Source organism: Microbulbifer maximicatervae (SeqCode), assembly GCF_052467505.1.
On sequence record NZ_CP174313.1, the window covers coordinates 5,225,378 to 5,239,576 of the forward strand.

Sequence of the window (14,199 nt, forward strand, 5' to 3'; positions counted from 1 at the left end):
ATTAATCCTGCGGGGGGTTGTTAACAGGCCCTGGCCTTCGCAAATACAGCTGAAAACGGGCGGCGGGCCAAAGTTCTGAGAGGCTTTCAGTCTGCCGGGAGAAGGCGGGGTAGTACTGCAAAAAGGTTCGACATTCTACGGTACAAACGGCGCCTGCGCCCAGTGCTGATTACGGACTTTCCTCAAGTAGTTTGGCCACAATTTCTGCCTTATTAATGATGCAGTCGTGGTTTATTGCTACCTCCCGATAAAGCCACCCGCTTATCCGCTTTGCTTTGCGGCTACTGTAGACGGCTGGTGGGTATTCGGGTTGGGTACAGTGAATGAAAGTACACGGCGGGCCCTGTTCAGGAGAGCGTTTTAAGTGGATAGGGTCCAGTAGCGTTTTGATAGGGTGCGGGGTCATACGGCGTTTTAGCCAGTTGATATCATCTGGCTGGGTTATCCCCAAGGCTTCTGGAGATGGAGGCATAATACAGAGAGTACCGTCGATATCCTGTGCCTGCTTGAGCCGCTGCTCTTCAATACCGCTGGGGAGTTGGCTGCTGAATGGGCGCCCGGGCTCTGGAACAGCGCCATCCAGGTAGATCAAGCGGTGCACCCGCTCGGGTAGAGCGTCGGCGGCACCGGTTGCAGCCATTCCCCCAAAGCTGTGGCCCACAAGGGTGACTTGCTGCAACTCCTCCCAGAGGATTGTATTGACTAGGTCCTGGATAAAGGTATCCAGGCCAACGGAGGGGGAGAGTAGGTGTTTGCGTTCCCCCAGGCCAGTGTGGGTGGGGGTGAACACTCGATGTCCATTACGCTGCAAGAGGTGGGCGACTCTGCTCCAGCACCAGCCTCCATGAAATAGCCCGTGGACCAGTACGTAAGTTTTCCCCACCAGGTTGCTCTCAAGTCACTTGGGTTCTGCAAGCATAGATGTACTTTCTGGGGCGCTGAGATAGGGCTGTGTAAGAGTTGGCGATATCACTCGACTAAAGTGAACAAAGACACTGATAAGAGAGTGAGCTAAATGAGTGGAGCTATGAATAGCCTGAGCGGTTGGTACAACTGCTTTGTACATTATGTACGCAAAATAGACTGGCTGGGGCCATTATTACTACGGATTTATTTGGCGCCAATTTTTATCCTGGCCGGTATGAATAAGATGAATAATATCGAAGATGTCGCTGCCTGGTTTGGCAATCCCGATTGGGGGTTGGGGCTTCCAGCGCCGATGTTGATGGCGTGGATAGCTGCATTGGTGGAATTCTTAGGTGGCATCGCCATCTTGCTGGGCGTAGCAACTCGGCTGGTGGCGATTCCCCTGATGTTTGTGATGGCAGTGGCAGCCTATACGGCCCACTGGGAGAACGGTTGGTCTGCGTTGCCGGATAAAACCTTGAGTGTGCCCTGGGAGTGGCGCAAAGACCTTATTGATGAAGCCTCGGTGCGTAAAGAGAAGATTGTCGGTTTACTCAAGGAGCACGGCAATTATGAGTGGCTTGTGGAAACTGGAGGAGTGACCATCTTGAAAAATGGTATTGAGTTTGCAGCTACCTACTTCATTATGTTGCTGGCGCTATTTTGTAGTGGGGCGGGGCGGTTTTTCAGTGTCGATTACTGGCTGTGCCGTCACTATAGCGGGCCGAGTGCCACCTAGAGATGGTATACTCGCCGATTATTTGAACATTTGAGCGAGTATTTCACTTGATAGGAAAGTTGTTCCGCCGTTCCTCCTCCAAAGAGGATAAGGGCTCCCGCCGGGGAGAAGACAGCTCCGGACGCCGAAAAGAAGGGCAAAAGCCGTCTGATAAGGCTGCCAAGGGGCGTACAAAATCCGCACAGGCGGAGGGGAAGTCGCACCGGGGCGGTAGCAGAAACGCTCAAAAAGGGCGCCAGCGTAGCAGAAAGCCAGCGGCACCCGCAGCGCCCTGGTCCCTGGATGAATTCCAGGTTCCAGAACAGGAGGGCAAGGTCCGCTTCCACGACCTGGGACTGCCCAACGAGCTGATGCACGCTATTCACGACCTGGGTTTCCAGTATTGCTCGCCAATTCAGGGTCGCTCCCTTCCCCACACCCTCAATGGCCACGACCTGGTGGGTAAGGCACAAACCGGTACCGGTAAGACAGCGGCCTTCCTGATCACAGTGATTGACGATCTGCTCAAGCACCCGTTTGAAGGTGAGCGCTATGCCGGCGAAGCCCGCTCCCTGATTATCGCTCCGACCCGTGAGCTAGTAATGCAGATTGCCGATGATGCCAAGGCACTGTGTAAACACACCGAGCTGGAAATTCATACCCTGGTGGGCGGTATGGATTATGACAAGCAGCAGAGAAACCTGAATGAGCGGCTGGTGGATATCCTGGTGGCGACGCCGGGTCGCCTGCTGGACTTTGTCAGCAATCGGGATTGCTTCCTGGATCAGGTGGAAGTCCTGGTGATCGATGAGGCGGATCGCATGTTGGACATGGGCTTTATCCCCCAAGTGCGCCGCATTGTTCGTCAGACGCCGCGTAAAACTCATCGCCAAACTATGTTCTTCTCCGCCACATTTACTCCCGAAGTTGATGATCTGGTGGAGCAGTGGACGGATGATCCGGTAGTTGTGGAGATTGAGCCGGAGAGAGTTGCCACAGATACCGTGGAGCAGCATGTCTACCTGTCCGCCAGCGAAGAAAAGTACACCTTGCTTTACAACATTGTGCAGCGAGAAGAAGTGGATAGCCTGATTGTTTTTGCCAACCGCCGCGACCAATGCCGCCGCTTGCACGAGCAGCTTCTCGCTCACGGCATTTCTGCGGGCCTGTTGTCTGGTGAAGTGGCGCAAAACAAGCGGGTTCGCACCCTTGATGACTTTAAGTCTGGTAAAACCAAGGTGCTGGTAGCTACCGATGTCGCCGGGCGTGGTATTCATATCGACGGTATCAGCCACGTGGTGAATTTCACTTTGCCTGAAGAGCCGGAGGATTATGTTCACCGCATTGGCCGAACTGGCCGGGCGGGTAAAACGGGCACTTCTATCAGTTTCGCCTGTGAAGATGATGCCATGCGCCTGGAACCTATTGAGCAGTTGCTCGGTGGTAAGCTCAAGTGCGAAGTGCCGCCAGAAGAGCTTTTGGTTGAACCGCCCAAGGTGAAAGTTCAGCGCAGTCACGGCGATCGCGATGGGCGTCGCGGTGGCTCTGGAGGCCACCGTCGTCCACGTCGGCACTGATTTTTTTCTTATGCTGCGAGGGAGTTTGTGTCCCTTGCAGCCCTCCCCAATTTACCAGAGAAAGTCATTGTTAACTCTTACTTTTCAATGCCTTAACTTATTGTGGGATTTGGAATATATAAAATAATTACGTTAGTGATTTTATTTCCCCCTAAATTAAAAAAGATATAGTTGATTAGAATCAAAGCTCAGCAGTTGGAGGCTAACTCTGTAGTGTTGGGCTTACAATAAAAAGTTAGTAGATACTCGAATAATGCGTACCCTCTATCTACATATAGGTTTCCATAAAACCGGCTCAAGTTCTCTTCAGTTAGCGATGAAAGAGCAGGAACAAGCTCTGAGTGAAGCCGGGTATGAGTTTTTGTCCTTGGGAAAAAAGGGTAACTCTTCGGGATGTGTGGAAGTCTCTAGCTGTACTGGTCAGCTCAGATTTCAGTTGAATACAAGACTGGATGAATTGCTCGCATCAAGTAGCGGTGAGAAAGCGATAATATCGGCAGAGCACCTCTGTTTTTTGCATCAACGTGAAAGTGTCGAATTGGTTCAGCGTACCTGTGCCAAGTATTTCGATAAAGTTAATGTGATTGTGTATTTACGCAGACAGGACTTGCAGGCGATATCCTTTAAAAAGCAAGGAGCCAGAGGAGCTGTTGCTTATCGCAGCTCTTCCAGTAAATTGTTTGGACATAGTGAAGGTGCTTTCCCAGCTTTCACTAAGGATATCGAGACTTACTATGATTATTTCTCCAAGTTAATTCTGTGGGAGTCTGTATTCGGCAAGGCTGCTTTAAGCGTTCGCTCTTTTACCCGTGAGGCCCTTCAGGGGGGAGATATTGTCAGTGACTTTCTCGCATTGCTGGGAGGTAACATAGACATTTCAGGAAGGCGGGTCAATGAGGGGGTGGGAAGAAGGGAATTCCTATTGACTCACAAGTTATTGGAATTGGGAGTGGCTGAGTCGGAGCTGCTGAAGCTGAAACCAATGATGCTGGAAGAAAATACTCGGTTGGTACCTTCTGAAAAGGATGCCCAAAGTTTCTTTATGCACTTTAGCGATTCAAATCGCCAATTGAATGATCACTTTTTGAAGAATCAATCTGGCTTGGCATTTGATAGTGATTTTTCAGGATATCCTGAGTGGGGAAATGACCGGATTACAGCGCAGGATTTATTCAGTTGGAGCCCGCAAATCTTGGCGTCTGGAATTCAAAAACCAGAGGGTTTACGCGATGCATTACTGGCTGACAGGATTCGACAAATACGGAGCAAGAGTCTCTCGGGCGAGGTGCTTAACAGTGAGCTGGAGTACTTGGAAAAATGCTTGTCGGCTACAGCTTGTGTTTCTAAGGGTAGGCAACCTTGGTATCGCTGGCTGAAAAAGAAAAAAGCTACAGGCCGCTAATATAAAAAGCCCTCTATTCCTGAGGGCTTTTTTGGGGGGTATTTGAAGTTAGATTACTGAAGAATAGGAGTTTCAGTTCCCAGATCCCCTTCAATACGCAATCTTTCAATCCACAGAGCCGTACCGCCAGCAACTGCCGCAGGCATAATAAAGATATTTAAAATCGGCACCATTTTGGCAAGCATCACGGTCCCACCAAAGGTAAGGCTAGTGAGTTTACGGCGGCGCAGTACCGTTTTTAATTCATCGAATGGCCGCTGGTGGTTATCCAGTGGGTAATCAACGTATTGAATAGCCATACACCAAGCGCCCCAAACTGCGGTGAGTACTGCGGGGATAATAATGGTCCAGCTGGTGATGGTGGCAATTATAAATACGATCAAACCCCAAAATATAAAGTAACCCAGCTTACGCAATTCCCGGCCCAGGGTACGCCATACCATTTGCATTATCGGCTCGGCAGGAGGAGCTTTACCGGTTAGCAGTTCCTCTACTTTCTCAGCGAGCAAACCGTTAAAGGGGGCGGCAATAATGTTGGTGATGACGCTAAATAAATAGCCGTAAGCAAGGAAAAATAGGAAAAGCACTATTAGTGCAATAATCCAGGCCAGCCAGCGAAAAACACTGGCGGTCCATGCTGCACCCTTGGCCATAATGGCTTCCCACCAGGACATATTCTCCGTATTTACCGGCGTGTGGGAAAGCAGGCTACTTATATAATCGGTAAGCCCTCCGAGCTGTGAAATCATTATGCTACTGATAATAATAAACAGCACCAGATTTATTAGTAATGGCACCAGGATAAATGGGCGTAACTCACGCCGGGTAATCAAGTGGATACCGCGCACCAATGCGTCGATACCGTGAACGGGATTTGAAGTCATACTCTCACCTTTCGCTGGTACGATGCCTAAATTTCCAGAGTTCTCAGTTGGCGCCAGCGGCTTTTAAAATCTCGCTATATTCTGCGCCCTGGCGGTGTTCAGCAATACGTGCCAGCAGGGTTTTTCCATCGGGCCCGGGGCTGTTCAGATCTAGGCCTTCAGCGAGAAATAACTTTATAAATGTGGCAAAGCTCTCTGCTTTCATACTTCGGTAGGCGCGCTCGAGAAGATGAAAATCCCGGTTTACGCCTGCGGGAGCTTCGCCAATCAAGAATCCAGCAATACGCTCCTCGTCAAAAACTTCTCCGAGTACTTTCTGTTTGTCTTTTTTCAGGCTCAAAACTATATCCTTGCTACATAAATAGGGGGCGGGCGAAGCCCGACCCAGGTCTTGAAATGTTGAGGGTTAAAGCAGTGCGTCCAATTTTTGTTTGAGGATTTTATTAATCATCTGTGGGTTTGCCTGCCCTTTGGACGCTTTCATGATTTGCCCGACGAAATACCCCATCATTTTGGGGCGCTTTGATTCATCGGCCTTGCGGTAGTTTTCTACCTGGGCATCGCTTGCAGCGATCACCTCATCCACCATTTTTTCGATAGCGCCGGTATCGGAAACTTGTTTCAGCCCACGCTTTTCGATGACTTCGTCGGCACTGCCCTCTCCGTCGGCAATAGCCTCGAATACCTGTTTGGCGATTTTGCTGGAAATGGTGTTGTCTTTGATGCGCGAGATTAGTCCAGCTAGTTGGTCGGCAGAAACCGGCGATTGTGAAATAGTTAGTTCACGACGGTTGAGCAGCGCTGCCAGTTCACCGTTAATCCAGTTGGCGGCAAGCTTGGATTCGCCACAGGATTTACTCACAGTTTCAAAATAGTCTGCACTGGCACGCTCCTGTGTCAGCTGGTCTGCATCATAAGCAGATAGCTGGTATTCCGCTTGGAAGCGGGCTGCTTTTGCATCAGGCAGTTCTGGCAGAATGCTGCGCAGTTGCTCGACATATTCATCAGTGAGTACAACTGGCAGAAGGTCAGGGCAGGGGAAGTAGCGGTAATCATTGGCCACTTCTTTACTGCGCATAGAGCGGGTTTCATTTTTGTCCGCGTCATAGAGGCGGGTTTCCTGGGTAATGGTGCCGCCGTCTTCCAGGATATCGATCTGACGTTCAGCTTCAACTTTAATGGCGCGCTCGACAAAGCGGAAAGAATTGATGTTTTTTAATTCTGTGCGGGTGCCGAGTTTTTCTTCGCCTTTCAAGCGCACGGATACATTGGCATCACAGCGCAGTGAGCCCTGGGACATATCACCATCGGAAATGCCCAGGTAGGTTACGATACTGTGAATTTTTTTCAGGTAGGCCACTGCCTCGGCGGCACTGCGCATATCCGGTTCAGAGACAATCTCGATCAGCGGCGTACCTGCGCGGTTCAGGTCGATACCGGACATCCCGTGGAAATCTTCATGCAGGGATTTACCGGCATCTTCCTCCAGGTGAGCGTGGTGTAAACGCACTTTCTTACTGCTGCCATCTTCCAGGTGAATTTCCACTTCACCTGGGCCGACAATAGGTTGTTCCAATTGAGTGGTTTGATAGCCCTTGGGCAAGTCGGGATAGAAGTAATTCTTGCGTTCAAAAACGGAGCGCTTGCCGATCTCTGCGTTCATCGCCAGGCCGAACATTACCGCAAAGCGAAATGCTTCCTCATTCGGTACCGGCAAGGTGCCCGGCATAGCCAGGTCCACAGCGCAAGCCTGGGTATTCGGCTCGGCGCCAAAGCGGATGCTAGCGCCGGAAAAGAGTTTTGACTGGGTGGAGAGCTGGACGTGAATTTCCAACCCGATAACGATTTCCCATTCCACAATTTATCTCCTTATACGGCGCTGGCTTTGTGCCAGTCGGTTACCTGTTGGTATTGGTGGGCGATATTGAGCATGCGCGCCTCTTCCAGGTAATTACCGGTTATTTGCAGGCCCACTGGCATATTGTCCACCAGGCCACAGGGTACAGACATGCCAGGTAGTCCGGCGAGGTTGGTGGCGATGGTGTAGATATCCTCCAGGTACATAGCTACCGGGTCAGCGCTCTTTGCGCCAAGCTCGAAAGCGGGGGAGGGGGTCGTGGGGCCCATAATCACATCCACTTTTTCGAATGCTTCGACAAAGTCCTGCTTGATCAGGCGTCTGGCCTGTTGGGCTTTGTTGTAATAAGCATCGTAATAACCGGCGGACAGGGCGTAGGTGCCTACCAGGATGCGACGCTGCACTTCTTCGCCGAAGCCTTCACCACGGGAGCGCATATAGAGATCGCGCAGGTCTTTGGGCTCTTCACAGCGGTAGCCATAGCGCACCCCATCGAATCGAGATAGGTTGGCAGAGGCTTCAGCGGGGGCGATCACATAGTAAGCAGGTATCGCTAACTCGGTATGTGGCAGGCTGATATCGACCAGTTGAGCCCCCAGCTTTTCAAACGCTCTCAAAGCCTCCTGAACCCGGCTTGCGGTTTCAGGGTTAAGGCCTTCTCCAAAGTACTCCCGGGGTACTCCGATCCGCAGCCCGGCGATCGGGTTATTCAGTTCGGCGGTAAAGTCAGCGGGCTGCTGCTTCAGACTGGTGGAATCTTTCGGGTCGTGGCTGGCCATGGCGGAGAGCAAATAAGCAGCGTCCTCCGCATTGCGGGCTATGGGGCCGGCCTGATCCAGGCTGGAGGCGTAGGCAACGATACCGTAGCGGGAAATGCGCCCGTAGGTGGGCTTCAGTCCGGTGGTGTTTGTCAACGCTGCCGGCTGGCGAATAGAGCCGCCGGTATCGGTAGCTGTGGCGCCGGGTATCAGTTGTGCAGCAACTGCCGCAGCTGAGCCACCGGAGGAACCGCCGGGCACACAGCGGGTATTCCAAGGGTTTTTTACTGGGCCGTAAAAGCTGCTTTCGTTGGATGAGCCCATGGCGAATTCATCCATATTGGTCTTGCCCAGGGAGACGGTTCCGGCAGCGTTGAGGTTATCTACCACCGTGGCATCGTAGGGAGGGATAAAATTATCCAGCATTTTTGAGGCACAGCTGGTGCGCACTCCGTTAGTGCAAATAATATCTTTGTGGGCGATGGGCACACCGCACAGTGCCGGTGCCTCCCCGTTGGCCAGGCGTTGGTCGGCAGCCGCGGCTTGCGCCAGGGCGCTCTCTTCGGTGACGGTAATAAAACTGTTGTAGTTGCTGTCCAGTTGCTGGATGCGGCCGAGTAAATGGCGGGTTAGCTCTGTACTTGAGAACTCTTTGCTCCGCAATCCACGGATGATCTCGGCGATAGTAAGCTGATGCATGTTATTCCCTTAAAGGCTCTAGACGGGCTGAGGGCTGGGTATTTAGGTGAACTTCGTCAGTGTTGGGCCGGCTAATCAATTACTTTGGGAACCAGGTAGAGGCCTTCTTCGGTTTGGGGAGCCAGTTCTAGGAAGTCTTTGCGCTTGTCAGTCTCTGTCACTGCGTCGGTACGCAGCTCCTGGACTTCGTCCAATGGGTGCGCCATCGGGGCGATGCCATCGGTATTGGTGGATTGCAGCTGGTCGACCAGTTGCAATACATCGCCGAGGCGGTTGCTGACTTCTTCGATGGTTTCTTTGGATATGGCGATACGGGCCAGTTCCGCCAGTTTTTCTACAGTTTGCGTATCCACTGCCATGGTGATGGACTCCTCCAGCTTGAGTTGCGAGTCGAAAACTGCCCGGATTATTTGCGGCGGGCAGAACCGGCAAATTTAGCACATTGGGGTTATATTCTCACCGGCTCCGGCAGTAATGGATAGTGGGCCTCAAATGACCTCCCTTCAGCCTTGCCCTGATGCCTAGCGGTTGTTAGAGTTTGCCGAATCCTGCCGAGTGATGAGAGACTCCGGTATTTTGCGTAGAATCCGATTCGAAATGCGGCTCGGAACTCAGAATTATTTTTGCGGACTAATTAGGATTTGTATCCATAAAAGAAGCCGCGCCCGCAGTGCCCGACCTGGGGGCTGATAATTAGTACAAGGTAATCGAATTCCATGTTTAAACGTTTGCGGGGTATGTTTTCCAGTGATCTCTCCATCGACCTGGGAACTGCCAACACGCTGATTTACGTTCGCGATCGCGGCGTAGTACTCGACGAACCCTCTGTCGTCGCAATCCGTCACTACAATGGCCAGAAAATCGTTGAGGCTGTCGGAGTAGAAGCCAAACGCATGCTCGGCCGGACTCCTGGCAATATTACCGCTATTCGCCCGCTGAAGGACGGTGTTATCGCCGACTTCCAAGTGACCGAGAAAATGTTGCAGCACTTTATCAAGAAAGTGCATGAAAATAGCTGGATGCGCCCGAGTCCGAGAGTGCTGGTGTGTGTTCCCTGCCAGTCCACAGAAGTGGAGCGCCGCGCGATTCGCGAGTCGGCCCTGGGTGCAGGTGCTCGCGAAGTGTCACTGATCGAAGAGCCCATGGCCGCTGCCATAGGCGCAGGCTTGAATGTCGAGGAAGCGAGCGGCTCCATGGTGGTGGATATCGGTGGGGGCACCACTGAGATCGCCATTATCTCCCTGAATGGTGTGGTTTATTCCGATTCGGTGCGTATCGGCGGTGACCGTTTTGATGAAGCTATCGTCAACTACGTGCGTCGCAACTACGGCAGTGTGATTGGTGATGCAACTGCTGAACGGATCAAAGAGGAAATTGGCTGTGCTTATGCAGGCAGTGAAGTTCGCGAAATCGATGTGCGCGGACGCAATCTGGCCGAGGGCGTGCCTCGCAGCTTTACCTTGAACTCCGACGAAATTCTCGAAGCCCTGCAAGAGCCTCTGACAGGTATTGTGCAGGCTGTCAAAAGTGCGCTGGAACAATCCCCTCCCGAGTTGGCTTCTGATATCGCTGAGCGCGGTATGGTGCTGACTGGTGGTGGTGCTCTGTTACGCGATCTGGACCGCCTGTTGATGGAAGAGTCGGGCTTACCGGTAATTGTTGCCGATGACCCGCTGACCTGTGTGGCGCGGGGGGGCGGTAAAGCGCTGGATATGTTGGATCGCAGCCGTCTCTACCTGATGTCTAACTAGTAGACATCGGTATTATGAAAACTGCTAGGGAGCTTGTGGCTATATCCGCAAGCTCCTTGTAATAAAAAAATGCGAGTCATCTTTTGTGGCTTGTGCTGTTCTCACCATCTTTGATTGACCTGTTAAGAGGGGATTGCCTGTGAAACCGCTATTTACCCGCGGTCCCTCTGCCGAATACCGCCTGGGCTTTCTCATCATACTCGCGATCTCGCTGATCGTTTCCGATCATTACACCAATTGGTTTCAGCCTGTTAGAGAACGCTTATCAGGAGTTATTGCTCCACTGTACTGGGTTACAGGAGCCCCCGAGCGTGTGGGCGATTGGGCCGATGAGCAGTTTCGCTCACGCGAAGAACTGCAAGAGGAGAATAGCCGCCTCAAGCGCCAGGTTTTACTGCTGGAGCAGCGCAGCCAGCTATTGGCGGCCGTAAAAGCGGAAAACACTCAGCTCAAAGAACTGATGAACTCAGCAGAAATGGTCGATGACCGAGTACTGGTGGCTCAGGTGATTGGCGTTACCCCGGACCCTTTGGAGCATGTGCTGCTGATTGACAAAGGCCGCGATGACGGTATTGATATCGGTACCCCGGTAATGGATGCCAGTGGATTGCTGGGGCAGGTGATTGAAGCTGGCGACTCCTACAGTCGTATCCTGCTGATAACTGATTCCAGTCATGCCATTCCCGTCCAGGTTCTGCGCAACAGTATGCGCACCGTCGCCGAGGGTACAGGTGACCTGTATCGCCTGAAGTTACGTCATCTTGCTAATACCAGTGATATTCGGGAGGGCGATTTGCTGCTCAGCTCCGGCTTGGGTAGCCGCTTTCCCGCAGGTTATCCGGTCGGGGAGGTTATCTCGGTGCAGAGAGACCCGGGTAAACCTTTTGCGGAGGCTGAAGTGTTGCCGAGGGGGCGGATGAATCGCAGCCGCTTTGTATTGGCGGTCATTGGCAGTGGAGGACATTCTGTTGCAAGCGAATAACCGCTGGTTTATCGCGGTCACTATTCTGCTGTCACTGCTTCTCTCGGTTATGCCCCTGCCACAGCAGTGGCTTTGGTTTCGGCCGGCATTTCCGGCTTTGCTGGTGATATTCTGGATTACCCGAATGCCCCAGACCTTCGGGGTGGGTTTCGCCTGGATGATCGGTATTGTCCAGGATTTGGCTACGGGGGCGAGCTTGGGAACCCATGCCCTGGCCCTATCGGTACTCGCCTATTTCAGCTTACTGACTTACCAGCGCACTCGGGCATTTAATCCGGCCCAGCAATTGTTGTGGGTATTTGTTCTGGTGGGCATTCATCAAGTGGTGGGCAACTGGGTGCACGGCCTTGAAGGTAAATCGGTACCCGGGCTGACCTTCCTGTGGCCCGCCCTGACTACAGCCCTGCTCTGGCCCTGGGTGACCCCGTGGCTCAGGGGGCTTTCCGGGCGTTTACACGTTCGTTGACCGTCTCGTCGGCACTGTAAATCAGTGTAAAAAATCGATCATTTTTCGAACAGTGCCGCTATAATCAGCCGCTGACCCACAGGGAATATGTAATAGAGTGACAACAAGCGCTTCAGAAAATCGACTTCTTTTGGCCTCTGGTTCGCCGCGCCGCGCCGAACTGTTGGCCCAGATTGGGGTGCCTTTCTCCCAATTGTCCCCCGCTGTTGTAGAACAACGCCAACCTGCTGAAAGCCCTCTTGAGTACATAGAACGCTTGGCCCACGACAAGGCTGTCGCCGGGTTTCAAGCCGCTGACAGTCCGCAGGGACTCTGGTCTTTGGGAGCGGATACGGTGGTTATGGCAGGTGAGAGGCTGCTGGAAAAACCCCAAGATTTTGCTGACTTTGAGTCCATGATGCTGGCGTTATCGGGAGGAGAGCACTCTGTTTTCACGGCAGTGTGCTTGCGTTCACCGGATCGACAGTTTAGCCGAGTAGTGGAAACTCGAGTCAGGTTCCGCCACTTGTCCAAAGTTCAAATAGCGGATTACTGGAGTACTGGAGAGCCTGTCGATAAAGCTGGCGGTTACGGTATTCAGGGGTTTGGTGCCGCCTTGGTAGAAGCTTTTAGTGGCAGTTACAGCAATGTTGTAGGGCTCCCATTGGAAGCTGTAGTCCCCATGCTGGATCATGCGGGCATTCCCTATTGGCAGGAGGGCCAATCTTGAGCGAAGAGCTGTTAATTAATGTTGCGCCGACTGAAACCCGGGTTGCGCTGGTAGAAAATGGTGTGCTCCAGGAGGTCTACCTGGAGCGGAGTGCCCGGAGAGGGATTGTAGGAAATATCTATAAGGGAAAGGTGATTCGCGTACTGCCCGGAATGCAGGCCGCTTTTGTCGATATAGGCCTTGAGCGCGCGGGCTTTATCCATGCCTCGGATATCGCGCCTCTCGACGAAGAAGGTATGGAGGCGCGGGATGCCGAGGTGGCGGATATCCGGGCGCTAGTCAGAGAGGGGCAGTCACTGATCGTGCAAGTAGTGAAGGACCCTATCAGCAGTAAAGGTGCCCGGCTGACTACCCATCTGTCGGTTTCTGCACGTTACCTGGTGTATATGCCGCAGACGCGCCATATCGGTATCTCTAATCGAATTGAAGACGAGAACGAACGCGAGCGATTGCGCCAGTTGGTTGAAGCAGCTTCTCTACGCCTCGCGGAAGATGGTTTGTCGGCCGATGGGGGCTTTATTTTGCGTACCGTTGCCGAGGGAGTGAGTGAGGAAGAGCTGCTGAGAGATATCCCCTTTCTGTACAAATTATGGGGGGAGCTGGATGAGCGCATTAAGGAGCGTCCAGTGCCTTCGGTTATCTATGAGGACCTTCCACTATTTATGCGCGCATTGCGTGACCTTGCGCGCCCTTATACCGAAAAGATTCGTATAGACTCCCGAGAGGCCCACGGCCGTGCGGCAGAATTTGCCGGTAAATATGCGCCGGAAATTGCCGGTCGCCTGGAACACTATCCCGGTGAGCGCCCACTGTTTGACTTATACGGTGTTGAAGAGGAAATAAGAAGGGCACTACACAACAAAGTCACCTTGAAGTCTGGCGGCTACTTGATCGTAGAGCAGACAGAGGCGATGAGTACAATTGATGTCAATACGGGTGCTTTTGTTGGGCATCGAAACCTTGAAGAGACTATCTTCAAGACCAACCTGGAGGCCGCTACAGCGATTGCCCGCCAGCTGCGTTTGAGGAATCTGGGTGGGATTATCATTATTGATTTTATCGATATGAAAGACCCCGAGCACCAGCGACAAGTCTTGCGCACCCTGGAAAAGACCCTGGAGCGCGATCATGCCAAGTCCAGTATCACCGGGGTCTCCGAACTGGGGTTGGTGGAGATGACTCGCAAACGCACCCGTGAGTCACTGGGGCAGATTTTATGTGAGCCTTGCTCTGTTTGCAGTGGGAGGGGCACCTTAAAGAGTGCGGAGACAGTTTGCTTCGAGATTTTCCGCGAGATTATTCGAGAGGCGCGCTCTTACGATAGTGAAAAAATTATGGTACTGGCCAGTCAGGTGGTAATAGATCTTTTACTGGATGAAGAGTCGGCTAATGTCGCCGATCTTGAAGAATTTATTGGTCGGCCGATTCAGTTCCAGGTAGAGCCCATTTACAACCAGGAGCAATATGACATTGTTCTTGTGTAATCCAT

General features: G+C 52.4%; 14 protein-coding genes. 8 read left to right on the plus strand and 6 right to left on the minus strand.

The window, feature by feature from the left end:
- Window positions 1–169: 169 nt before the first annotated feature.
- A complete protein-coding gene (locus ACJJIN_RS22820; RefSeq protein WP_444896330.1) occupies window positions 170–883 on the minus strand; it encodes an alpha/beta hydrolase in 714 nt (237 codons plus the stop codon).
- Between the two features lie 132 nt (window positions 884–1,015).
- On the opposite strand from ACJJIN_RS22820, the gene ACJJIN_RS22825 reads away from it, so the two are divergent.
- The 3 genes from ACJJIN_RS22825 to ACJJIN_RS22835 all read left to right on the plus strand — a co-directional run bounded on the left by ACJJIN_RS22825 (window position 1,016) and on the right by ACJJIN_RS22835 (window position 4,603).
- Window positions 1,016–1,645 (plus strand): HvfX family Cu-binding RiPP maturation protein, encoded by a 630-nt coding sequence (locus ACJJIN_RS22825; RefSeq protein WP_444896331.1) that lies wholly within the window; start codon window positions 1,016–1,018, stop codon window positions 1,643–1,645.
- Between the two features lie 47 nt (window positions 1,646–1,692).
- Window positions 1,693–3,201: an ATP-dependent RNA helicase RhlB gene (gene rhlB / locus ACJJIN_RS22830; RefSeq protein ID WP_444896332.1), complete on the plus strand. Its 1,509-nt coding sequence runs from the start codon at window positions 1,693–1,695 to the stop codon at window positions 3,199–3,201.
- Window positions 3,202–3,454: 253 nt separating this feature from the next.
- Window positions 3,455–4,603 (plus strand): hypothetical protein, encoded by a 1,149-nt coding sequence (locus tag ACJJIN_RS22835; RefSeq protein ID WP_444896333.1) that lies wholly within the window; start codon window positions 3,455–3,457, stop codon window positions 4,601–4,603.
- Between the two features lie 53 nt (window positions 4,604–4,656).
- Here ACJJIN_RS22835 and cysZ read toward each other — a convergent pair whose 3' ends face one another.
- The 5 genes from cysZ to gatC form a co-directional block, all read right to left on the minus strand.
- Window positions 4,657–5,487, minus strand: a complete 831-nt coding sequence (cysZ, locus tag ACJJIN_RS22840; protein WP_413663061.1) for a sulfate transporter CysZ — start codon at window positions 5,485–5,487, stop codon at window positions 4,657–4,659.
- Window positions 5,488–5,530: 43 nt separating this feature from the next.
- Window positions 5,531–5,827 carry a PA4642 family protein gene (locus ACJJIN_RS22845; protein WP_444896334.1) on the minus strand — a complete coding sequence of 99 codons (297 nt, stop codon included), beginning with the start codon at window positions 5,825–5,827 and terminating at the stop codon, window positions 5,531–5,533.
- Window positions 5,828–5,893: 66 nt separating this feature from the next.
- Window positions 5,894–7,345, minus strand: coding sequence for an Asp-tRNA(Asn)/Glu-tRNA(Gln) amidotransferase subunit GatB (gene gatB / locus ACJJIN_RS22850; protein ID WP_413663059.1), 1,452 nt, complete (start codon window positions 7,343–7,345; stop codon window positions 5,894–5,896).
- A gap of 11 nt (window positions 7,346–7,356) precedes the next feature.
- Window positions 7,357–8,802: an Asp-tRNA(Asn)/Glu-tRNA(Gln) amidotransferase subunit GatA gene (gene gatA / locus ACJJIN_RS22855; protein ID WP_444896335.1), complete on the minus strand. Its 1,446-nt coding sequence runs from the start codon at window positions 8,800–8,802 to the stop codon at window positions 7,357–7,359.
- 71 nt (window positions 8,803–8,873) lie between these two features.
- Window positions 8,874–9,161 carry an Asp-tRNA(Asn)/Glu-tRNA(Gln) amidotransferase subunit GatC gene (gene gatC, locus ACJJIN_RS22860; RefSeq protein ID WP_444896336.1) on the minus strand — a complete coding sequence of 96 codons (288 nt, stop codon included), beginning with the start codon at window positions 9,159–9,161 and terminating at the stop codon, window positions 8,874–8,876.
- 357 nt (window positions 9,162–9,518) lie between these two features.
- Here gatC and ACJJIN_RS22865 point away from each other — a divergent pair, with 357 nt between their 5' ends.
- The 5 genes from ACJJIN_RS22865 to rng all read left to right on the plus strand — a co-directional run bounded on the left by ACJJIN_RS22865 (window position 9,519) and on the right by rng (window position 14,194).
- The gene (locus tag ACJJIN_RS22865) at window positions 9,519–10,553 is read left to right on the plus strand and encodes a rod shape-determining protein (protein WP_020412569.1); all 1,035 of its coding nucleotides are present in this window, start codon (window positions 9,519–9,521) and stop codon (window positions 10,551–10,553) included.
- Window positions 10,554–10,692: 139 nt separating this feature from the next.
- A complete protein-coding gene (gene mreC / locus ACJJIN_RS22870; RefSeq protein WP_413663056.1) occupies window positions 10,693–11,535 on the plus strand; it encodes a rod shape-determining protein MreC in 843 nt (280 codons plus the stop codon).
- Window positions 11,522–12,001 (plus strand): rod shape-determining protein MreD, encoded by a 480-nt coding sequence (gene mreD / locus ACJJIN_RS22875; protein ID WP_444896337.1) that lies wholly within the window; start codon window positions 11,522–11,524, stop codon window positions 11,999–12,001. The genes mreC and mreD overlap by 14 nt, the downstream gene beginning before the upstream one ends.
- A 97-nt stretch (window positions 12,002–12,098) precedes the next feature.
- Entirely contained in the window at window positions 12,099–12,710 is a 612-nt protein-coding gene (locus tag ACJJIN_RS22880; protein ID WP_444896338.1) for a Maf family protein, read from the plus strand.
- Complete coding sequence (rng, locus tag ACJJIN_RS22885; RefSeq protein ID WP_413663053.1) at window positions 12,707–14,194, plus strand: ribonuclease G; 1,488 nt, start codon at window positions 12,707–12,709, stop codon at window positions 14,192–14,194. Before ACJJIN_RS22880 ends, rng begins: the two co-directional genes overlap by 4 nt.
- Window positions 14,195–14,199: the final 5 nt, after the last annotated feature.